This is a genomic window from Sphingobium sp. TomMM15 (genome assembly GCF_055397045.1).
The window spans coordinates 1,275,399-1,296,619 of record NZ_AP027314.1; the positions used below are offsets into that span (position 1 = coordinate 1,275,399).

Consider the following 21,221-nt stretch of genomic DNA (forward strand, 5'->3'; position numbering starts at 1 on the left):
GAGCAACCCGTTTCTTTTCGCCACTTCCTTCATGCTTTCGCCAAAGGAGCAAATCGCATGTCCGGCATCGTCGTCCAGAATATCGACCGGGCGGACCTTTCGATCATCGACGCCCTCGCCCATTGCGGCGTCGCCACCGTCCACGAATCCCAGGGCCGCACCGGACTCCTCGCGCCGTACATGCGCCCGATCTATCCCGGCGCCCGCATTGCCGGCAGCGCCGTCACCATTTCCGCCCCTCCCGGCGACAACTGGATGATCCACGTCGCGATCGAACAGCTCCGCGAAGGCGACATCCTCCTCCTCGCGCCCACCAGCCCCTGCACCGACGGCTATTTCGGCGATCTCCTGGCAACCTCAGCTCAGGCGCGCGGCTGTCGCGGCCTCGTCATCGACGCAGGCGTGCGCGACGTCCGCGACCTCACGCAAATGAACTTCCCTGTCTGGTCAAAGGCGGTCCATGCCCAGGGCACGATAAAGGCGACGCTCGGCAGCGTGAACATCCCCGTCGTCTGCGCCAATGCCCTCGTCAATCCGGGCGACATCATCATCGCCGACGATGACGGCGTCTGCATCGTCCCACGCGCCAACGCCGCCGCTGTCCTCGAAAAGGCCCAGGCCCGCGAAGCCGCCGAAGAAGCCAAGCGTGTTCGCCTGGCTGCTGGCGAACTCGGACTCGACATCTACAACATGCGCCCGCGCCTTGAAGAAATGGGCCTCAAATATGTCTGACTCGGCCCGTGTCATGTGGATGCGCGGCGGCACGTCAAAGGGCGGCTATTTCCTCGCCGAAGACTTGCCAGCCGACCCCGCCATTCGCGACAGCTTCCTTCTGCGCATCATGGGTTCACCCGATCCCCGGCAGATCGACGGCATGGGCGGCGCCGATCCGCTGACGAGCAAGGTGGCCGTGGTCAAAAAGTCGGCGCGGCCCGGCGTGGATGTCGACTATCTTTTTCTCCAGGTCTTCGTTGATCAAGCCATCGTCACCGACGCGCAGAATTGCGGCAACATCCTTGCTGGCGTTGGCCCCTTCGCTATCGAGCGCCGCCTGGTCAAGGCGCAGGATGGGGAGACCCGCGTCGCCATCTACATGGAAAATACCGGCCAGACCGCGATCGCGACCGTGCAAACCCCGAGCCGTATCGTCCGCTATGACGGCGACGCGAAGATCGACGGAGTCCCCGGCACCGCTGCCCCTATCCCGCTGGAATTCCGCGACACCGCCGGTTCTTCCTGCGGCACCTTGCTCCCAACCGGCAATGTCTTCGATGAGGTCGAAGGCGTTCGCGTCACCCTGATCGATAACGGGATGCCTTGCGTCGTCATGAAGGCGCAGGACTTGGGCATAACCGGCTATGAAGATCGCGACGCGTTGGACAAAGACACCGCCCTGAAGGCTCGCATCGAGAAAATCCGTCTCGCCGTTGGAGAGCGCATGAACCTTGGCGATGTAAAGGAAAAGTCGGTGCCCAAGATGATGCTGGTAGCACCCCCGCGCCACGGCGGCGCGATCACCGTGCGCAGCTTCATTCCCCATCGCGCCCATGCCTCCATCGGCGTGCTGGGCGCAGTCAGCGTCGCCACCGCCTGCCTCATTGAAGGCACGCCAGCGGCAGAGCTTGCCGCCATTCCCGATGGCAGGATCAAAAGCCTTTCGGTAGAGCATCCCACGGGCGAAACCACCTGCGTCATGGAACTGGACCATCAGGACAGGGTCGTCAGCGCCGCCTTGCTGCGCACCGCCCGAAAGCTGATGGACGGAGAGATTTTTGCATGACGGATCGTGTTGTAAGCTGGCACTCCAATCCGTCAGCCCCTCGCTTCATGCCACCTCCGGGCGCAGTCGATGCGCATTGTCATGTCTTTGGACCAATGGCGCGGTTTCCATTCAGCCCCAAAGCGAAATATCTTCCAGAGGACGCAGGGCCGGATATGCTCTTCGCGCTTCGGGACCGGCTGGGATTCTCCCGCAACGTCATCGTCCAGGCGAGTTGTCACGGAACGGATAATGCCGCGACTTTGGACGCCATAGCGCAGTCAAACGGCAAGGCGCGTGGCGTCGCAGTGGTTGACCCGGAAATCAGCGACGCAGAACTTGAAACGCTGCACGAAGGCGGCATCCGCGGAGTACGGTTCAACTTCCTCAAGCGCCTCGTCGATGACGCGCCGAAGGACAAGTTCCTCGAAGTCGCCCGCCGCATCGAGCAGCTTGGATGGCATGTAGTTGTCTATTTTGAACCCGACCTTCTGGAAGAGCTACGCCCTTTCCTGGACGCCATTCCCACCCTCATCGTCATCGATCATATGGGCCGTCCGGACGTCACCCAAGGGCCAGACGGCATCGACATGCGCGCTTTTCGCGCCCTGCTCGACAGCAGGGACGACATCTGGACCAAGGTCACATGTCCCGATCGGTTAGACCCGCGAGGCCCGCCGTGGGACGATTTCGCAAGGACCGTCGCCCCTCTGGTCACGGATTATCCGACCCGCGTGCTTTGGGGCACCGATTGGCCGCACCCGAACATGGACAAGGCAATTCCCGACGACGGCGCGCTGGTCGATATGATCCCGCGCATCGCGCCCACCGCCAGCCTCCAGCATAGTCTGCTCGTCGCCAATCCCGCCCGGCTTTACTGGCCTGAGGAAGTAGCTGACGATTAGTTTACAGCCGAAATGCTCGATCGGTGCCGGTTCTCGAAATCGCAGTCTTGATCCATGGAAGTCCCCATGCACGCCCCTGACGGCGCTGCTTCCTAGTCCCAACTTTTGTGCTCTCCTGTCCGCGCAAGCCCGGACGCGCCGATCTATCCTGACAGCGAAAAACGGCCCGACGACAGGCTGAAATAATGCGGAGAGGCAGATGTTCCTTAAGAATTGCTGGTATGTAGCCGCTTGGAGCAGCGAGATCGGGCGCACCCTGCTGGAACGTCAAATCTGCAATGAATCGATCGTCTTCTACCGCACGGAAAATGGCGATCCGGTCGCTCTCGGCAATGTCTGCCCGCACCGCTTTGCCCCGCTAAGCGCCGGAAAGCTGATCGGCGATGATGTCCAGTGCGGCTATCATGGCTTCCGTTTCGGGACGTCGGGCGGCTGCACGCGAACGCCGCTGATCGACGGCGTCATCCCGGCGAAGATGCGGGTGAAGCGCTATGCCGTGGTTGAACGCTATGACATGATCTGGCTGTGGCTCGGCGATGCGGATCATGCCGACGAAAGCACGATCCCCGATTTTTCCTGCAACAATCACCCCTCCTTCCGCCGGATCGAAGGCATGATGGAGGTCGCGGCCAACTATGAGCTGATCAGCGACAACCTCCTCGACCTGACCCATGCCGAATTCGTGCATGAAGGCGTTTTGAACAGCGAGGCGCTGACCCGCAGCAAGTTAGAGACACTCCAAAGCGGCACCACGGTCTGGTCGAACCGCTGGGCGCATGACGGGGCGGCACCGCCCGCCTGGGCCGCCGCTTTCGACCATTATGCCGAGAATGTCGATCACTGGGCCTATATGCGCTGGGACCCGCCCGGTAACCTGCTGCTCGATGTGGGCGTCACCCCGGTGGGCAAGACACGGGATGAGGGCGTCTGGCTCTATGGGTGCGACCTGTTGACGCCCAAGGATGCGACCTCCAGCTGGTATTTCTGGTCCTTCGCCCGCAACTACAAGGTGGACGATCCGTCGGTCGACGAGATGTGGCGCGCCGCGATCGAGATCGCCTTCGTCGGGCAGGACAAGCCGATCCTGGAAGAACAGCAGCGCATGATGGGGACCCGGACGCTCGATGAGATGGGACCGGTCATGGCGTCAGCCGACGTCGCGGCAACCCGCGCCCGCCGGATCATGAAGAAGCTCATCGCCGACGAGGCGCAAGGCGCCCTGCCGCAGCCCGGCGCGGAATCGCCGCTCGACCTGCTGAGGCGAAAGGCTGGCACGCGACTGCCGGTCGAACCTGTGGTCTGAGGCAGGTCATGGCAAAGCTGGCTGACGGGCTGACGCTCGAAATCACCGGACGCATGCTGCTGGCTCCAGATATCGTGCAGATCGACCTCGCGCGCGCTGACGGCGGCGATATGCCGCCCTTCGCGGCAGGGGCACATATCGACGTCCTGGTTGAGGAAGGATTGGTGCGGCAATATTCGCTGTGCAACAACCCGGTCGAGCGACATCGCTATCAGATTGCGGTGCTGCGCGAACGGCAATCCCGCGGCGGATCGGCTCTGGTGCATGACGCCTTCCATCCGGGACGGCAGGTAAATGTGGGCACGCCGCGCAACCTGTTCGCGCTGGCCGAAGGAGGTAGCCGCCACATATTGATCGGCGGCGGCATCGGCATCACCCCGATCATGTCCATGGCAGCGGCACTGGCGAGCGGAGGGAAGTCTTTCGACTTGCATTATTGCTGCCGGAGCCCGGCAAGCGCCGCCTTCGGCAGCGCCGTGGACGCGGCAGGCGGACGCACCTATTTCAGTCGGCATGACGGATCGCCTCGCTTCGATCCGGCGGCAGCGCTTGGGTCGCCCGGCCCAGACACCCATATTTATGTGTGCGGCCCGGTAGGCTTCATGAACGCCGTGCGGGACGAGGCTCAGCGGCTTGGCTGGGCGGATGCCAGCATCCATCGCGAACTGTTCGAAGCCGCCGAACCGCTGGTACAAGCAGGCGACAAGCCCTTCGATGTGCGCATTGCCAGCACGGGCGCGACCTTTACGATCGCACCCGGCACGTCGGTTGCCAGCATTCTGGCCGATGCGGGGGTGGACGTGCCGATCAGTTGCGAACAAGGCGTGTGCGGCACCTGCGTCACCGGCGTGCTGGAAGGGGTGCCGGATCATCGGGACAGCTATCTGACCGACGAGGAACGGGACGAAGGAAAGCTCTTCACCCCCTGCTGCTCGCGGGCGCTATCGCCGCTGTTGCTTCTCGACCTCTAACCTAACGTCCTTGTGGCGCGTCCCCGCCTTTCCGGCTATCGTCGCGACCGAACGTGCGATCGACGGCGCGGGAAGGAGACGGACTGCGGGTGAATGGCCCCGGCTATCACGTATCGACCGCCGCGCTGGACGGCGCGCCCGCCTTTGACCATTGGCACGGGCAGGTGCAGGCGCATGTGACGCCCATCGACATTCGCGTGCCGGATCGCACCACATTCCGCGGCGAGTTGCGGCAGCAGCATATCGGCGACGTGCAATTCTCCGTCATCAACGCGACCAGCCAGGAAGGCGTGCACGACGCCAGCGGACGCCACGGCGCCTCGCCGCGCTTCGACCTTGTCTATATGCGCAGCGGCGGCATCACCCTGCGCCAGAACGGGCGCGAAGCCACGCTGGGCGCGGGCGAGGCCCTGTTGTTCAGCCATCTCGATAATTTCAGCTTTGTCACATCGGCATTTTCGGAAGCCTATCTGGTCGCCCTGCCCAGCGCATGGATCGAACGCTGGCTCGCCGATCCCTATGCCTGCACCATCCGCCCGCTGATCGGATCATCGCCCTGGGGCGCCGCGATCGACGGGCTGTTGCACAGCGTCGCCCATGCCGTGGAGGAAGGACGGCCCCTGCCCGCTCACTTGATCGCTGACCAGCTTGGCGGCTGCCTGGCGTTGATGTGCGATGGGATGGCGGGCGAGGAAACCACACATCGCCGCCGCCTGATGCACCAGATCCGACGGACGCTGACCAGCGGCTTCGCGGACCCGGACCTGACGCCCGCGACCATCGCCGCGCAGCACGGCATTTCGGTCCGCTATCTCCACAGCCTGTTCGCCGCGACGGGCAGCAGCGTCGGGCGCGAACTGCGCACGATCCGCTTGGGCCGCGTCCGCGCGATGCTGGAGGACAGGGCGTGCCGCAGCCTGACCGTCAGCGAGATCGCTTATGCGTGCGGCTTCAATGATCCGGGCTATCTCGCCCGCTGTTTCGCACAAGAATTTGGGCGTTCGCCGACGTCTTTTCGGAAGGACGGTTAGGGGCTCAGCTTCTTTCCGTGTAAATTACATCACCGTTCGCCGTGAGCCTGTCGAAGGCAGACGGTCTTCTGTGGATGGCTCCCACGTTGCAAGCGTAAAGTGATGACTGGCATTCCGTCAGGTGCAGTCGTCTGTCCGGCCTGTTGATGCAGTCGGTGTAGACTGCTGGCCCTGATGGTGTCCGCGAACAAGGTCCTATCGGTTTTGCCATCACATCCTTCGCTCTCACAACCTCGTGAAGCTGATCTCCTCAGCTAAGTTCTTGATCTATGCTGCCGCCAGCATAGGCGCATGCCCGCGTTCGAACACGCCGCCGCGCGCCATGACCGCCCATGCGATCCGCGCCATTTTGTTGGCAATGGCGACCGAGGCGACGCGCGCGGGCTTTCGGGCGAGCAGAGCGACAAAGCCCGGATCGACCGTGCCGGGTTTCTCCTTGGCGTATCGGATCAGCGCGGTTGCGCCGACGACCAGGAGCTACCGCAGATATCTGTCGCCCATCTTGGTAATGCGCCCCAACCGTTCCTTGCCGCCACTCGAACTCTGCCGCGGGGTCAGCCCCAGCCGGGCGGCGAACTGACGTCCTGACGAGAACTGGCCTGGATCAGTCACCGATGCGGCAAGCGCGGTCGCGCCGATCGGTCCGATACCACGGATCGTCGCTAGGCGCCGCGACCTGTCGTCGCTCCGTTCCAGAGCGGCGTGACGCAGGTCGAGCTTGCGCAACTGGACATGAATCTGGAGCAGTTGCCCGGCCAGCATGCCGACGACGTTCGCGGCTTCGGCTGGCAAGTCGAACTCGGACTCGCCGTCAACGATCTGTCGCGCCATCTGCAGTGCCTTCACGATCCCGACCGGATGGCGATACCCAGCTCGGCGAGCACGCTGCGCATCATGTTGACCAGTTGTGTGCGCTGCTTGATCAACAGCTGGCGCACGCGGTGCAGCGACAACGCCGCCTGCTGCTCGCGCGACTTGATGGGCACAAACCGCATTGTCTGGCGTGTGACCGCTTCGCAGATCGCCTCGGCGTCGGCGGCATCGTTCTTGCCGCGCTTTACATAAGGCTTCACGTACACCGCCGGCATCAGCCGCACCTCGTGACCCAGCCTAGTCAGTTCGCGCGCGCAGTGATGCGACGTCCCGCAGGCCTCTGCGCCTACCAAGCAAGACGGCAACTTCTGGAAGACGGCAGCATCTGGGATCGCCGCAGCGCCTTGCGAATGACGACCTCACCGGTCGCGCTGATACCGTGAACCTGAAAAACGTTCTTGGCCAAATCCAGGCCGATCATGCTAATCTCCATGGCGGGTGGCTCGGGTTGCGTGACAGCAAAACCATCTTGGCACCTAGATGCCGTGAGCGGGAGCCATCCACCTCATCCACTTGCGGAAGGCGCTTGGGCAAGATGGACATTATCTAAGCCCGCTTCGCCTCGTGTGAAGTGGAGCGGAACTGCCCGGACAGAGCGTGATAAAGTTTTTGGCGACAAATCATGGTGCTGACGGCATCCGCGATTAACGCCGTCGCGAACAAGGGTAAAATCATGGTCCGGTCGGCCGTCATCTCCATCATGATGATCACAGCAGTCATCGGCGCCCGAACAACACCCGTAAAATATCCAACCATACCAAGCAGTACTACGGCGCCTGAAGGGCTGTTGGGGAAAACGGAGGAAATCAACTGACCAAGACCAGCTCCGACCGACAGCGACGGGGCAAATATGCCACCGGGAGCACTACTGAGCGCTGTAGCAAGGGTGGAGATAAACTTCGCCGGGCCAAAGCTCATGGTCGAACCGTGGCCAACGAGAAGAAGTTTGGTGGTTTCGTAGCCGGTGCCCCATGTAAGGCCATTCGTGACGCAGCCCGTGATGGCGACGATTAGCCCACATCCCGCCGCGAACATGACGGGGCGAGACCGAATGCGGATCAGCACTGGGTGGCGCGGCCATGTAGCCGCGATAAGAATGCGGGAGAAAATACCGCCGAAAAAGCCTCCAAGCACTCCCGCTATCGGCGCAATGAGAAGCATAGCCCGGAGCGGCAGATTTCCGTTCATCGCCCCGAAATACACATAGTCTCCCGCCAGACCGAGGCTCACCAATCCCGAGATCATCACTGCGGCCATCACCATAAGGGCCACTTTCTGCTCAAACGCAGATGCCAGCTCCTCGATCGCAAACGCAACCCCGGCGAGCGGGGTGTTGAAAGCTGCCGCCACGCCTGCCGCGCCCCCCGCGATAATGATACCGCTCGAGACGGGCACCCGAAGCCAGCGATGAACCGCAACCATGAGTGCCGCGCTGATTTGTACGGTTGGACCTTCGCGTCCTGCCGATCCACCGACGAGTAGCATGCTGATCGTGCCGCATAACTTGGCCCCAGCCGTCTTCAGCGACAACAAGTCCCCCCCTGCATGCAGGTCTGGGTTATGACTGGCGGCCATCACCTGCGGGATGCCAGACCCACGAGCAGCAGGAAAGAAGCGCAGCGTGGCATAGGCGACTGCCGCGAAGACCAAGGGCGTGACGATGAGAGGCGCATAGCGCGAGATCGTCACTACTTGCAGAAAAATATTTTGAGAAAACTCACCCATCCGAGCAAAAACAATAGCCGCCAGACCGAGTATGATGGCGCCTGCAACGGCAGCCAACCGGCTGTGGACGGCAGCGATATGTTTGCCGGTCAGTGGGATACGAATAAGCTGGCGCATGGCTTGGAAATTATCTGGAATGTAGAAATCATATGCCCCCGGAGACGCCTCCCCTGCTGCGAAGCGGGCAGTTCGGCCGTGAACATCCACCTCATAAACGTCAAAGCCATGAATTGGCTTGGAATAAGGGGGGCGTGGAAGTGAACTTCGCCGATTCTGCGCCAACGAGGAAAAATGCGGCTACTCTTTGAATCGTCCAAAGGCCATTTTACGCCTTGGGATCTTACGCCCAGAGGATTCCAATCCATCGACATGGATTATCCCTTAACGGAACGTAGGCTCATTGGAACGGGAAATTGACCACGGAGCGGCAACAAATGGTCGAAAGCCTACCCTCCTCATTTCGTCATGCCAGCGCATGCTGGCATCTCGGTCGATGGCGCTCGACCTCGCTCACGAGATCCCAGCTTGCCGCTGGGATGACGGAGAAAGGACAGCTGCACGGGACCGAAACCATGCCACCGCTCGAACATGAAACATCTTAGGCCATCGATCATTACATAAGCCGTGCCATCCACAGCCATTCGCGAATTTCACTATAACGCGGCCGAACACCGGCTGGACGTCCAGTTCGTCAGCGGAAAGCGTTACAGCTATTTCGATGTGCCGGAAAATCTGGCTGCGGAGATGACCAAAGCGACCTCGAAAGGCGGCTTTTTCAACCACCACATCCGTGATCGCTTTCCCTTCACTCGACGGTGACGGACTTCGCCAGATTGCGCGGCTGGTCGACATCGGTCCCCTTCGCCACCGCCACATGATAGGCCAGCAACTGCACCGGCACGGCATAGACCATCGGTGCGATCAGTGGGTGAACCTTGGGCATGGTGATCGTAGCGATGCAGCCCTCGCCCGCCGCCTTCACGCCGTCATAGTCGGAAATTAGCACCACCTTGCCGCCGCGCGCCTGCACTTCCTGCATGTTGCTGACGGTCTTCTCGAACAGCGGCCCACTCGGCGCCAGAACGATTACCGGCACCTTGTCATCGATCAGCGCGATCGGTCCATGCTTCATCTCGCCGGCCGCATAGCCTTCGGCATGGATATAGCTGATTTCCTTGAGCTTCAGCGCCCCTTCCAGCGCCAACGGATAGTCCGGCCCCCGGCCGAGATAGAGCACATCCCGCGCGCCCGCGATAAGGTGCGCCATGCCCTCGATCGACTCATCATAGGCCAGCGCGCCATTGAGAGCCGCAGGGGCTTCGGCGAGGTGACGGACGAGTTCCTTTTCCGCCTTGGCATCCAGCCGCCCCTTGGCTCGCGCAAGATTCGCCGCGAACGCCGCCAGCACCGCCAGCTGGCACGTAAAGGCCTTGGTCGACGCGACACCGATTTCCGGCCCGGCATGGGTCGGCAGCAGCAGGTCAGCCTCCCGCGCCATGGTGCTGGTGGGCACATTGACGACCGCCGCGATCTTCTGCCCCTCGCTACGGGCATGGCGGAGCGCGGCCAGGGTATCAGCGGTTTCGCCCGACTGGCTGATGACGATCATCAGCCCGCCATCCTCCATCACCGGTGCGCGGTAGCGGAACTCGCTCGCCACATCGATATCGACGGGGACGCGGGCGAATTGCTCCACCCAATATTTGGCGACCATCCCGGCATAATAGCTGGTTCCGCACGCAACGATCGTAACGCGGCGGATCGCGCCCAGGTCGAAATCCGGAATGGGCAGCGACACCCGGTCTTCCATCCGCTGGAGATAGGATTTCAACGTCTGAGCGACGACCACCGGCTGCTCGTAAATCTCCTTGAGCATATAGTGGCGGTGATTGCCCTTGGAGATCAGCTCGCCCGTCACGCCGGAAATGGTGATCGGCCGCTCGACAGGATTGTTGTCCTTGTCAAAAATCTCCGCGCCCTCTGCGGTGATGACGACCCAGTCGCCCTCCTCCAGATAGGCAATGCGCTGCGTCAGCGGCGCCAGCGCCAGCGCGTCGGAACCCAGATAGGTCTCACCCTCGCCATAGCCCACAACCAACGGCGAACCGAGCCGCGCGCCGATCAGCATGTCGGGATGACTGCGGAACAGGATGGCCAGCGCAAAGGCGCCATGCAGGCGGGGCAGCACCTGCGCCACCGCGTCCTTCGGCGAAGCGCCCTGCTCCACCAACTCGCTCACCAGATGCGCGACAACTTCCGTATCCGTTTCGCTATCGAAACGACGTCCGCGGCTGGTCAGTTCCTCCCGCAGCGGCTTGAAATTCTCGATGATCCCATTGTGCACCAACGCCACTTCCTTCGTGGCATGCGGATGCGCATTGCTCGTCGTCGGCGCCCCATGCGTCGCCCAGCGGGTATGTGCGATCCCGGTCGTCCCCGGCAGCGGATTATTCGCCAATTCCTTCACGAGATTGGCGAGCTTCCCCTCAGCCCGCCGCCGCTCGATCGCGCCCTCATAAACGGTCGCGACCCCCGCGCTGTCATAGCCGCGATACTCCAGGCGCCTCAGCCCATCGACCAAACGCTCCGCCACATCGTCCTTACCGATGATCCCGATGATACCGCACATGAATCCTGAGCCTCAAAGCTATGCAAACAAACGACCAACCCGTTTCGCGCCCACCTATGCCATGATCCACGGATCAGCGACAGGGTAGACAGTCATTCTGGACGAATTGTAACCAGCCAGACATCTGGCGGCGAACGCAGCCTGATCGGCAGGCCACTGGTGCCGATCCCCGCCGACACGACCATGGATTTCGCATCGTCACGATAGACGCCGCAAGCATAGCGGGTGCCGAAGCGGGACGGCACATAGACAACCCCAGCAAAGGGCAGCGCCACCTGACCACAATGCGTGTGCCCCACCATCGCCAGCAACGACCTGTCGGGCAGGGAAGGGAAAACGTCAGGCCCGTGAGAAAGGAGTATCTGAGCACCGCCCATATCCTCCATCTCGTGTAACACGGCGGGGACATCCGGGCGATCGGTGTAAATGTCGCGCAACCCGCCGATCACCAGCGGCCCCCGGCGCACAGCCTGGTCGGTCAAAAGGGTGATCCCGATCCGCCGAAAAAGGGCGCGCCATTGGGTGCGACTGATCTTCGCGTAACGGCGCGCGTCGTGATTGCCAAGCACCGCCAGCACACCCATCGGCGCGCGAAGAGCGGAAAAAGACGCGATACTCGCTTGCGGATCATAAACCGCACCGCCCTTATGATCGCCGATATAATCCCCACCCAACAGGATAAGATCGGGCCTCAGTCCGTTCACCTGGCGCACGATCCGCGCCATTCTTTCGGGACTGTTATCCGGTCCCGACAGATGGGTGTCGGTCATCAGTGCGACCGTTACCGGCCGCAGCGGCGCCCCCTGCGGAAATGGTAGCGCAATGTCTATCCGGCGCACCACGGGCGTGGCCCGCGCATTGGTAAAAAGCCAGATGCAGGAGCCCGCCGCGATCAGGCCAAGAAAGAGCAGCGCCCAAAGGCACCCGGCCCGACTGAACGGGGATTTCACTTGGCCGCTTTGCGCGCCTGCATTCCAGCGCGGAACCGCGCCGCCCATCCGGACTTGCCCTCCTGCGCGGGCCGGACGAGGCAAAGAGCGTCCGCCTCCACCTCCTTAGTCACCACACTCCCTGCGCCGACGATCGCGCCTGCCCCGATCTTGACCGGAGCGACTAGCGCGCTGTTGGAGCCGATGAACGCCCCCGCGCCGATTTCCGTCTTATATTTGAAAAAGCCATCATAGTTGCAGGTGATCGTACCCGCGCCGACATTGGCGCCTGCCCCGATGGTGGCATCGCCAATATAGGACAGGTGATTGACCTTCGCGCCTTCGCCCAGTTCCGCCTTTTTGACTTCGACGAAATTGCCGACCTTCGCCTTTGCGCCAATTTGGGCTCCGGGACGCAGTCGCGCATAGGGGCCGATCTCGGCACCCTTGGAGATGGTTGCGCCTTCGATGTGCGAGAAGGCGTGGATGACCACATCGTCGGCCACCGTCACGCCCAGCCCAAATACGACATTCGGCTCGACCATGACATCGCGGCCAAGTTCGGTGTCATGCGCGAAGAATACGGTTTCCGGCGCCACCAGCGTCACGCCATCACGCATCGCCTCGCTACGCCGCCGGTCCTGCCAGGCAGCCTCGATCACCGCCTGTTCCGCGCGGCTGTTCACGCCAGCCACTTCCCACGCCTCGGTTTCGATGACGGCACTTTGAGCGCCGGGCAACATGATGATGTCGGGCAGATAATATTCGCCAGCCGCATTGTGGTTGCCGATCTTGTCGAGCAGGACGAAAAGGTCGGTCGATCGCACAGCCATCAGGCCGGAGTTGCACAGCGTCACCGCCCGTTCCGCCGCGTCGGCATCCTTATATTCGACCATCTTGCCGATGATGCCTTGGCCGTTGGTAATGATCCGCCCATAGGCGCCCGCGTCCTCGGGTCTGAAGCCCAGCACCACCGCGCGCAGGTCATCCCCCAGGTTCAGCCGGTCCAGCATGGCCCGCATGGTTTCCGCCCGCACCAACGGCACATCGCCATAGAGGATCAATATGTCACCCGCGAAACCGGCAAGCGCGTCATGCGCCTGGGCAACCGCGTGGCCAGTTCCCAACTGCTGCTCCTGCACGGCGATCACCGCGCCAGTTCCGGCGACGGCGGCTTCCACTTGCTCGCGGCCAGCGCCGACTACGACGACCTGCCGCTCGGGCTGAAGCTCCGCGACACTGGCCAACAGATGCAGCAACATTGGCCGACCCGCGACCGGATGGAGCACCTTGTGCTTGGCTGACTTCATGCGCGTACCCTGCCCGGCGGCAAGGATGATGACGGCGAGTGGGCGGGTGGCGGTCACGGCGGAACGCGTCCTCTTTAGCAGGAAGGTTATGAATCTGATCGCTCTCTGCCACGTTTGCCTTGCCTTTGCCACCGGAGAGGCCGCATGAGCCGCGCATGATCAGCATTCCCTTCGATATAGTAGGTTTCGACCTCGACGGCACCTTGCTCGACACGAGCGGCGACCTCGCCGCAGCAGTCAATTATGCGATCGCGACGGATGGCCGCCCGTCTTTTCCCGTCGATGCCATCCGCCCGTTCGTGGGCAAGGGCGCGAAAGTCATGCTGGAACGGGCGCTAACCGCATCGGGCGGCTATGATGACGCCCTACTGGCTCGGATGCTGCCGACATTGCTCGATTATTATGAGCAGAATCTCGCCATCCATTCGGTCCCCTATCCCGGCCTCATGAACACGATGGAGGCTTTGGACAAAGCGGGCGCGAAGCTTGCGATCTGCACGAACAAGGCTGAACGCTTCACTATTCCCCTGCTCCATCAGATCGGCCTTTCCGAACGTTTCGTCAGCGTCATTGGCGGCGACACGCTTGGCGTAGCGAAGCCGGACCCAGCGCCGATCCACGAGATGATCGCGCGCGCTGGCGGCGGCCGCACGATATTCCTCGGCGACACGATCAACGATATCGCGGGCGCTCGTAACGCGGGAGTGCCAAGCATAGCGGTCAGCTTCGGCTTCCTCGACGGCCCCGTCGAACAATTGGAAGCAGACGCGGTCATAGATCATTTCGATGAACTGATGCCGCTTCTCGAAGGTTGGCCAGACTGATCGTCGGCCGTTTGATCCATAGCGGATGAACATCTCGTCGATTTTGGAAGTATTTTTTAAACAAAGGCTTATACCGCCGCCCCAACGGCGGCTTCGTGCCTGCCGATCCTCCGGGTAACATCAGGTAAAGGCAGTCAGCATGGGAGAAAATTTCGCTTTCTTCCTGCCGATCATGATGGCCAGCTTTAGCATCGCGTTCCTGATCATCTGTAACTGGCATGTGCGGGCCGCTGCATGGTGGAGCGCGGCCTTCTTCTGCGTCGCCGCGGGATTTGCGGCACCCGTCGGTTTTGCCGCAATGCCGGACCCTGTCTGGAGCATCATCGCTGATCTGCTGTTTGCCACCGGGTTCCTGCTTTTCGGTCAGGCCCTGTTGCAACGCTGGCGACCATCCTGGCTTCTGACGGCGCGGCTGATGATCTGGGGCGGCTCGATCCTGCTGTGCATCCTAGCCTACGCGATGGACAATCTACCGCTCGAACTGGTCGCCTCGGACTTTGGCTGCTTTCTCCTGATCGGACTTCCCCTTGTCGCGGCGAAGGATCACTTGCGTACAGGGGCCGATCGGACGTTGTTCGCCGCTGCATCGCTCGTCGCAATGGATAATTTCGTTCGCGGCACCACCGTCCCGCTCACGCTGTCGGAGAATGGCGACTTCCTCACCAGCGAATATGCCTTTTTGATGCAGGCGCTTGCATGCATATTCGGCTTGTTTCTCGCGTTCGCTGCTCTTGCGACGCAGGTGATCGACATACTGAGTCGCTATCAGCGGGAAGCCATGGTCGATCCGTTATCCGGCCTCTTCAATCGTCGGGGATTCGATGACGCCATCCAGCGTAGGCAATCGGATAGACTGCCCGCAGGAAGTCTCCTTGTCTGTGACATCGACCATTTCAAGACCATCAACGACGAATATGGCCACGCATCCGGCGACCAGGTGATCAGGGCGCTTTCGCGTCTTCTAACCACATTGGCTCCGGAGGGCGCGGTCGTGGCCCGCTTCGGTGGAGAGGAATTTGTCCTATTCCTACCGGGCATCAATGCAGCACATGCGGCGGAGATCGCGAACAAGCTGCGCGAAGGCTTCACCGCGACGATTGCAAAGCAACTACGGCTCAGCCGTCCATTGACTGCCAGCTTTGGCCTATCGACCACTCAGCGCAGCGACACGTCAATCCACGACACCATCGCTCGCGCGGATGATGCACTCTATGACGCAAAGGCGCGTGGCCGGAACCGGGTCTGCATCCGGCGCGCGCTATCCTCACCAACCATAGCGGCGGCGTCCACGCCCCGCATCGCCAGCGCCTGAAAAGCAGAAGGGCCGCACAGCGGCGGCCCTTTCCAACTTCGCCAAAGGCGCCGATCACATGTGGATCGGCTTGCCCATGACCGCCATTGCGGCTTCCTTGATCGCTTCGCTATGCGTCGGATGCGCGTGGCAGGTATAGGCAATATCCTCGCTCGATGCGCCGAATTCCATCGCCTGTGCCGCTTGCGCGATCATCGTGCCAGCCACGGTCGCGATGATCCACACGCCCAGGACCCTGTCGGTTTCCGCATCGGCGATCACCTTCACAAAGCCATCAGGCTCATGATTGGTCTTGGCGCGGCTATTCGCCATCATTGGGAACTTGCCGACCTTGACCGCACCGCGCTCCTTGGCGGCTTCCTCGGTAAGGCCGACGCCTGCAATCTCAGGCTTGGTATAGACCACCGACGGGATCACCGCATGGTTCACGATCCCGGTCAGCCCGGCGATATTCTCGGCGACGGCAATGCCCTCGTCCTCAGCCTTATGCGCGAGCATCGGGCCGGGGATCACATCGCCGACGGCCCAAACACCGGGGACCTTGGTTGCAAAGTCATGATCGGTCTCGATCTGCCCGCGCGCATTCAGCTCAAGGCCGATCTTGTCGAGACCCAGTCCATCTGTATTGGGACGGCGGCCGATCGACACCAGCACGACATCGGCCTCGATCGTCTCCGAAGCCCCGCCTGCGGCAGGCTCAACCGTCAGGCTGACGCCCTTTTTATGTGCCTTGGCGCCCGTGACCTTGGTGCCGAGCTTATATTCGAAGCCCTGCTTCTTGAAGATCTTGTTCGCTTCCTTACGAACCTCGCCATCCATGCCCGGCAGGATCTGGTCGAGAAATTCGACGACGGTCACCTTCGACCCCAAACGGCGCCAGACCGACCCCAGTTCCAGCCCGATGACACCCCCGCCGATGACGACGAGGTGATCCGGGACTTTGTCCAGTTCCAGAGCGCCGGTCGAATCGACGATCAGGCCCTTGTCATTTTCCACTTCGACGCCCGGCAGCGGCGTCACGGAGGAACCGGTCGCGATGATGATATTCTTCGCGGTCACGGCCTTGCCCGCAACATCGACCGTGTTCGCGCCAGTAAAGCTCGCGCGCCCCTTCAACCAGTCGACCTTGTTCTTCTTGAACAGGAATTCGATGCCGCCCGTCAGGCCCTTCACGGCATCCTTGCGCTGGCCCTGCATGGTATCCAGATCAAGGCTCATCTTGTCGATCTTGACGCCCAGCTTTGCGAGCGCGCCACCTGCGGCCTCCTCATAAAGCTCCGACGCGTGCAGCAGCGCCTTCGACGGAATGCAGCCGACATTCAAGCAGGTGCCGCCCAGTGTCTCACGGCTCTCGGCGCACGCAGTCTTGAGACCCAGTTGAGCCGCGCGGATGGCAGCGACATAGCCCCCCGGACCCGCGCCGATCACCAGGACGTCATAATCGAAGTCAGCCATCTCAATCTCCGTTCGCCCTTGTTCCGAGCCGCTTGTCTCGTCCCAACCTGTCAAAGGGCATTACTTTTTCTTACGTCCCCTAGAAAGGACAGGGCTTCGACAGGCTCAGCCCGAACGGAATTAAAGGTTGATCTTACAGGTCGATCAGCAGACGGGTCGGATCTTCGATCGCGTTCTTGACCGCGACCAGGAAGGTCACCGCTTCACGGCCATCGATCAGGCGATGGTCGTAGCTGAGCGCCAGATACATCATCGGACGGATGACGATCTGACCGTCGCGGACGACCGGACGGTCCTCGATACGATGCAGACCCAAAACCGCTGACTGGGGCGGGTTGATGATGGGGCTCGACAGCAGCGATCCGAAGACGCCGCCATTGGAGATGGTGAAGGTTCCGCCCTTCATATCTTCCATGGTCAGCGTGCCTTCCTTGGCCTTCTTGCCAAAGCCGCCAATCGTCTTTTCGATGTCGGCGACGCTAAGGCTTTCAGCGTTGCGGATCACCGGCACGACCAGGCCGTTCGGGGCCGACACGGCCACGGAAATATCGGCGAAGTCGTTATAGACGATCTCATCGCCTTCGATCTGCGCGTTGACGCCCGGAATGTCGCGCAGCGCCATGCAGACGGCTTTGGTGAAGAAGCCCATGAAGCCCAAACGGACGCCATGCTTCTTCTCGAACAGGTCCTTATACTTCGCGCGCGCTTCGATGACGTTGGTCATATCGACGTCATTATAGGTGGTCAGCAGCGCCGCGTTATTCTGGGCTTCCTTCAGGCGTTTGGCGACCGTCTGGCGCAGGCGCGTCATCTTGACGCGCTCCTGACGACGGCTCGGGCCAACAGCAGGCGCCTCGGCAGCAGGCGCGGCAGCCGGTGCCGACGCCGTCGCCTTGGCCGTGCCCGCAGCCACGGCGGCCATCACGTCATCCTTCGTCAGGCGGCCGTCCTTGCCGGTGCCCTTGATCTTGCTTGGGTCGAGTCCATGCTCCAGCACCAAGCGGCGAACGGCTGGAGACAGCGTCAGGTTGCCGCCCTCATCCTCATCGACCGGCGCCGAAGCCGCAGGAGCAGGCGTGGCAGCCTCTGCCTTGGCAGCCGGAGCGGAAGCCGGGGCAGCTGCGGGCGCCGCAGCAGCAGCCGCGCCCTCGTTGATCATCGCCAACAGCGCGCCGACGTTCACCGTGTCGCCTTCCTTGGCGATGATGTCGCCCAAGGTTCCCGCGACCGGTGCGGGCACATCCACCGCCACCTTGTCGGTTTCCAGGCTGACGATCGGCTCATCGGCCTTCACCGCCTCGCCGGGCTTCTTCAGCCACTGACCAACGGTCGCTTCGGTAACGGATTCGCCCAGCGTGGGGACTTTGACTTCAGTTGCCATGAGCTGTGTCAGCCTTTCTTCTGGCGGCGGATTTCTTCACGAACGCTGTGACCCAGCGCATCGGCTACAAGGGCGCCCTGTTCGGCGACATGGCGCTTGGCGAGGCCCGTCGCAGGCGAAGCAGCAGCCTTGCGGCCCGCGTATCGCGCACGCATCGGCGCCTTGCCGGCAAGGCCCAGCGCTTCCTCGACATAAGGTTCGACGAAGAACCATGCGCCATTGTTACGCGGCTCTTCCTGGCACCAGACCACCTCTTCCAGGTTGGTCATGCGCTTGATGCGCGTGGCCAACGCTTCGGTGGCGAAAGGATAGATCTGCTCGATACGAACGATCTGAACATCCTTGTCACCCGCCGCGTCGCGCGCTTCGAGCAGATCATAGAAGACCTTGCCGGAGCACAGGACCAGCCGCTTCGTGTCAGCGTCCGCCGCTGCATGCGGATCGGACAGGATGCGCTTGAAATGCGTCTCCCCCACAAAATCCTCGGCCTTGCTCACCGCCAGCTTGTGCCGCAGCAGCGACTTCGGCGCCATGATGATGAGCGGCTTGCGGAAGGGGCGCAGCATCTGACGGCGCAGGACGTGGAAATAATTGGCCGGCGTCGTGATGTTGGCGACCTGAATATTTCCTTCCGCACACAGCTGAAGGAAGCGTTCCAGACGCGCCGAGCTATGCTCTGGCCCCTGCCCCTCATAGCCGTGGGGCAGCAGGCAGACGAGACCGTTCGAACGCAGCCACTTCGTCTCGGACGAGGCGATATATTGGTCGAACACGATCTGCGCGCCGTTAGCGAAGTCGCCAAATTGCGCTTCCCACAACACCAGACTCTTGGGGTCAGCCAGCGCAAAACCATATTCAAAGCCGAGCACGCCATATTCAGACAGCGGCGAATCCAGCACCTCAAACCGGCCATGCGGCACGGTCGAAAGCGGGACATATTTCCTCTCGCTATCCTGATCGACCCAGACCGCGTGACGCTGGCTGAACGTACCGCGTCCCGAATCCTGACCCGACAAGCGGACGCCATAGCCTTCGGACAGAAGCGAACCGAAAGCGAGCGCCTCACCAGTCGCCCAATCGAAATTCTGGCCCGACTTGAACATCTCCGCCTTGGCGTCGATCACGCGCTTGAGCGTCTTGTGGACGTTCAAACCTTCCGGAACGGTGCTGAGCGTTTTGCCCAGGCTATCGAACAGCTTCTGGCTGATCGCGCTTTCGACATTCTGGCGCGATGTTTCGGCGTCGGCCGGCTTGTGCAAACCCGACCAGCGGCCAGCGAACCAGTCGGCCTTATTGGCTTTGTAGCTCTTGGCCGCCTCAAACTCTTCTTCCAGATGATTGACGAAGTCGCCCGTCACCTTGTTGACGAAATCATCGTCAACCACGCCTTCCGCCTTCAGCCGCGCCGAATAGACGTCGCTGACGGGGGGATGCTGGCGAATCTTCGCGTACATCTGCGGTTGCGTGAAGCTCGGTTCATCACCTTCGTTGTGACCGAAGCGGCGATAGCACCACATGTCGATCACGATGTCGCGATGGAAGGTCTGGCGATATTCGATCGCCAGCTTGCACGCGAAGGTCACAGCTTCCGGATCGTCGCCATTGACGTGCAGGATCGGCGCCTGAACACCCTTCGCCACATCGCTCGGATAGGGCGAACCGCGCGAGAATTGCGGGCTCGTCGTGAAGCCGATCTGGTTGTTGACGATGAAGTGGATGCAGCCGCCAGTATTGTAACCGGAAACGCCGGAGAAGCCGAGGCATTCCCAGACGATGCCCTGACCAGCAAAGGCCGCGTCGCCGTGGATCAGCACAGGCAGGACCTGCTCATGCTTCTCCAGATCATCGCGGAAAGTCTGCTGCGCGCGGACCTTGCCCAGAACCACCGGATCGACGGTTTCGAGGTGCGACGGGTTGGGCACCAGCGACATGTGCACCTTGATGCCGTCAAATTCGCGGTCGGTGGAGGTGCCGAGATGATATTTCACGTCCCCCGATCCGCCGACATCCTCGGGGTTCGCAGTGCCGCCCGAAAATTCGTGGAAGATGACGCGGAAGCCCTTGGCCATCACATTGGCGAGTACGTTCAGGCGGCCGCGATGGGCCATGCCGTAAACGATCTCGCGCACGCCCAGCGCACCGCCATGTTTGATGATGGCTTCGAGCGCGGGGATCATGGACTCGCCACCATCCAGACCAAAGCGCTTGGTGCCGACATATTTGCGGCCCAGGAACTTTTCGTACTGCTCGCCCTGGATCACCTTGGACAGGATCGCCTTCTTGCCTTCAGGCGTGAAGTGAATCTCCTTGTCCTTGCCTTCCAGCCGGTCCTGAAGGAACACGCGTTCCTCAACGTCGGCGATGTGCATATATTCCAGGCCGACATTGCCGCAATAATTGGCACGCAGGATGGCGACGATCTCGCGCACTGTGGCATATTGCAGGCCCAATGTGCCGCCCAGATAGATCTTCCGCTCAAGGTCGGTGAGACCATGATATTCCGGGGTCAGGTCTGCGGGCAGTTCGCGCTGGGTAAGCCCCAAGGGATCGAGATTGGCCGCCAAATGGCCGCGCACGCGATAGGTGCGGATCAGCAACTGGGCACGGATCGCATCGTCAGCGGCGCTGACTGCGTCGGCGTCAGAGACTGACTTGCCCGCAGCCTTGGCGGCAGCCTTCACCGCCACCTGCATCTGCGTCGGATCGAGCGCACCGGTCAGATCATCAGTGTCCGCCAGAGGCCAATTGGGGCGTGCCCAGCTCGGCCCGCGTTCCGTTTCAAAGTCCTGGTTCTCGTAACCCATGCCTTAAGTC

16 protein-coding genes and 1 pseudogene are annotated in these 21,221 nt (G+C 61.7%); 9 read left to right on the top strand and 8 right to left on the bottom strand.

All coding sequences use genetic code 11. The features are described 5' to 3' along the window. Positions 1 to 57 precede the first annotated feature (57 nt). From ligK to ACZ51H_RS06535, 6 genes are all read left to right on the top strand, one after another. Positions 58 to 732 (top strand): 4-carboxy-4-hydroxy-2-oxoadipate aldolase/oxaloacetate decarboxylase, encoded by a 675-nt coding sequence (ligK, locus tag ACZ51H_RS06510; RefSeq protein ID WP_460986086.1) that lies wholly within the window; start codon positions 58 to 60, stop codon positions 730 to 732. Next, entirely contained in the window at positions 725 to 1,780 is a 1,056-nt protein-coding gene (locus ACZ51H_RS06515) for a 4-oxalomesaconate tautomerase (protein WP_464802811.1), read from the top strand. The genes ligK and ACZ51H_RS06515 overlap by 8 nt, the downstream gene beginning before the upstream one ends. Further along, on the top strand, positions 1,777 to 2,664 hold the full coding sequence (locus ACZ51H_RS06520) for an amidohydrolase family protein (RefSeq protein WP_464802812.1): 888 nt from the start codon (positions 1,777 to 1,779) through the stop codon (positions 2,662 to 2,664). Before ACZ51H_RS06515 ends, ACZ51H_RS06520 begins: the two co-directional genes overlap by 4 nt. A 199-nt stretch (positions 2,665 to 2,863) precedes the next feature. After that, a complete protein-coding gene (locus ACZ51H_RS06525) occupies positions 2,864 to 3,967 on the top strand; it encodes a Rieske 2Fe-2S domain-containing protein (protein WP_464802813.1) in 1,104 nt (367 codons plus the stop codon). Positions 3,968 to 3,975: 8 nt separating this feature from the next. After that, entirely contained in the window at positions 3,976 to 4,938 is a 963-nt protein-coding gene (locus ACZ51H_RS06530; RefSeq protein WP_464802814.1) for a PDR/VanB family oxidoreductase, read from the top strand. 89 nt (positions 4,939 to 5,027) lie between these two features. Next, positions 5,028 to 5,969, top strand: coding sequence for a helix-turn-helix domain-containing protein (locus tag ACZ51H_RS06535; RefSeq protein WP_460986091.1), 942 nt, complete (start codon positions 5,028 to 5,030; stop codon positions 5,967 to 5,969). Positions 5,970 to 6,236: 267 nt separating this feature from the next. Here ACZ51H_RS06535 and ACZ51H_RS06540 read toward each other — a convergent pair. Together ACZ51H_RS06540 and ACZ51H_RS06545 are read right to left on the bottom strand one after the other, a co-directional pair. Continuing rightward, positions 6,237 to 7,275: pseudogene (locus ACZ51H_RS06540) on the bottom strand (IS110 family RNA-guided transposase). A gap of 113 nt (positions 7,276 to 7,388) precedes the next feature. Further along, positions 7,389 to 8,684: a chloride channel protein gene (locus ACZ51H_RS06545; RefSeq protein ID WP_464802861.1), complete on the bottom strand. Its 1,296-nt coding sequence runs from the start codon at positions 8,682 to 8,684 to the stop codon at positions 7,389 to 7,391. A 507-nt stretch (positions 8,685 to 9,191) separates the two neighbouring features. On the opposite strand from ACZ51H_RS06545, the gene ACZ51H_RS06550 reads away from it, so the two are divergent. Further along, positions 9,192 to 9,386, top strand: coding sequence for a KTSC domain-containing protein (locus ACZ51H_RS06550; RefSeq protein WP_464802815.1), 195 nt, complete (start codon positions 9,192 to 9,194; stop codon positions 9,384 to 9,386). Here ACZ51H_RS06550 and glmS read toward each other — a convergent pair. From glmS to glmU, 3 genes are all read right to left on the bottom strand, one after another. Continuing rightward, on the bottom strand, positions 9,373 to 11,196 hold the full coding sequence (gene glmS, locus ACZ51H_RS06555; protein ID WP_449473326.1) for a glutamine--fructose-6-phosphate transaminase (isomerizing): 1,824 nt from the start codon (positions 11,194 to 11,196) through the stop codon (positions 9,373 to 9,375). The two genes, ACZ51H_RS06550 and glmS, sit on opposite strands and share 14 nt — an antisense overlap. A gap of 92 nt (positions 11,197 to 11,288) precedes the next feature. After that, positions 11,289 to 12,146 carry a metallophosphoesterase gene (locus ACZ51H_RS06560; protein ID WP_464802816.1) on the bottom strand — a complete coding sequence of 286 codons (858 nt, stop codon included), beginning with the start codon at positions 12,144 to 12,146 and terminating at the stop codon, positions 11,289 to 11,291. Further along, positions 12,143 to 13,435 (bottom strand): bifunctional UDP-N-acetylglucosamine diphosphorylase/glucosamine-1-phosphate N-acetyltransferase GlmU, encoded by a 1,293-nt coding sequence (gene glmU, locus ACZ51H_RS06565; RefSeq protein WP_464802862.1) that lies wholly within the window; start codon positions 13,433 to 13,435, stop codon positions 12,143 to 12,145. The genes ACZ51H_RS06560 and glmU overlap by 4 nt, the downstream gene beginning before the upstream one ends. 155 nt (positions 13,436 to 13,590) lie before the next feature. Here glmU and ACZ51H_RS06570 point away from each other — a divergent pair, with 155 nt between their 5' ends. Together ACZ51H_RS06570 and ACZ51H_RS06575 are read left to right on the top strand one after the other, a co-directional pair. Further along, positions 13,591 to 14,259 carry an HAD family hydrolase gene (locus ACZ51H_RS06570; protein WP_464802817.1) on the top strand — a complete coding sequence of 223 codons (669 nt, stop codon included), beginning with the start codon at positions 13,591 to 13,593 and terminating at the stop codon, positions 14,257 to 14,259. Positions 14,260 to 14,398: 139 nt separating this feature from the next. After that, positions 14,399 to 15,571 (top strand): GGDEF domain-containing protein, encoded by a 1,173-nt coding sequence (locus ACZ51H_RS06575; RefSeq protein WP_464802818.1) that lies wholly within the window; start codon positions 14,399 to 14,401, stop codon positions 15,569 to 15,571. A 54-nt stretch (positions 15,572 to 15,625) separates the two neighbouring features. On the opposite strand, the gene lpdA is transcribed toward ACZ51H_RS06575, so the two are convergent. The 3 genes from lpdA to ACZ51H_RS06590 all read right to left on the bottom strand — a co-directional run bounded on the left by lpdA (position 15,626) and on the right by ACZ51H_RS06590 (position 21,211). Continuing rightward, positions 15,626 to 17,026 carry a dihydrolipoyl dehydrogenase gene (lpdA, locus tag ACZ51H_RS06580; protein WP_460986095.1) on the bottom strand — a complete coding sequence of 467 codons (1,401 nt, stop codon included), beginning with the start codon at positions 17,024 to 17,026 and terminating at the stop codon, positions 15,626 to 15,628. 133 nt (positions 17,027 to 17,159) lie between these two features. Further along, the gene (gene odhB / locus ACZ51H_RS06585; RefSeq protein ID WP_464802819.1) at positions 17,160 to 18,407 is read right to left on the bottom strand and encodes a 2-oxoglutarate dehydrogenase complex dihydrolipoyllysine-residue succinyltransferase; all 1,248 of its coding nucleotides are present in this window, start codon (positions 18,405 to 18,407) and stop codon (positions 17,160 to 17,162) included. An 8-nt stretch (positions 18,408 to 18,415) separates the two neighbouring features. Then, the gene (locus ACZ51H_RS06590; RefSeq protein ID WP_464793371.1) at positions 18,416 to 21,211 is read right to left on the bottom strand and encodes a 2-oxoglutarate dehydrogenase E1 component; all 2,796 of its coding nucleotides are present in this window, start codon (positions 21,209 to 21,211) and stop codon (positions 18,416 to 18,418) included. Positions 21,212 to 21,221 lie beyond the last annotated feature (10 nt).

Coding starts and splice junctions, on each gene's coding strand:
- ligK (WP_460986086.1), top strand. CDS start 58: ATGTCCGGCATCGTCGTCCAGAATATCGACCGGGCGGACCTTTCGATC.
- ACZ51H_RS06515 (WP_464802811.1), top strand. CDS start 725: ATGTCTGACTCGGCCCGTGTCATGTGGATGCGCGGCGGCACGTCAAAG.
- ACZ51H_RS06520 (WP_464802812.1), top strand. CDS start 1,777: ATGACGGATCGTGTTGTAAGCTGGCACTCCAATCCGTCAGCCCCTCGC.
- ACZ51H_RS06525 (WP_464802813.1), top strand. CDS start 2,864: ATGTTCCTTAAGAATTGCTGGTATGTAGCCGCTTGGAGCAGCGAGATC.
- ACZ51H_RS06530 (WP_464802814.1), top strand. CDS start 3,976: ATGGCAAAGCTGGCTGACGGGCTGACGCTCGAAATCACCGGACGCATG.
- ACZ51H_RS06545 (WP_464802861.1), bottom strand. CDS start 8,684: ATGCGCCAGCTTATTCGTATCCCACTGACCGGCAAACATATCGCTGCC.
- glmS (WP_449473326.1), bottom strand. CDS start 11,196: ATGTGCGGTATCATCGGGATCATCGGTAAGGACGATGTGGCGGAGCGT.
- glmU (WP_464802862.1), bottom strand. CDS start 13,435: ATGAAGTCAGCCAAGCACAAGGTGCTCCATCCGGTCGCGGGTCGGCCA.
- ACZ51H_RS06570 (WP_464802817.1), top strand. CDS start 13,591: ATGATCAGCATTCCCTTCGATATAGTAGGTTTCGACCTCGACGGCACC.
- ACZ51H_RS06575 (WP_464802818.1), top strand. CDS start 14,399: ATGGGAGAAAATTTCGCTTTCTTCCTGCCGATCATGATGGCCAGCTTT.
- lpdA (WP_460986095.1), bottom strand. CDS start 17,026: ATGGCTGACTTCGATTATGACGTCCTGGTGATCGGCGCGGGTCCGGGG.
- odhB (WP_464802819.1), bottom strand. CDS start 18,407: ATGGCAACTGAAGTCAAAGTCCCCACGCTGGGCGAATCCGTTACCGAA.
- ACZ51H_RS06590 (WP_464793371.1), bottom strand. CDS start 21,211: ATGGGTTACGAGAACCAGGACTTTGAAACGGAACGCGGGCCGAGCTGG.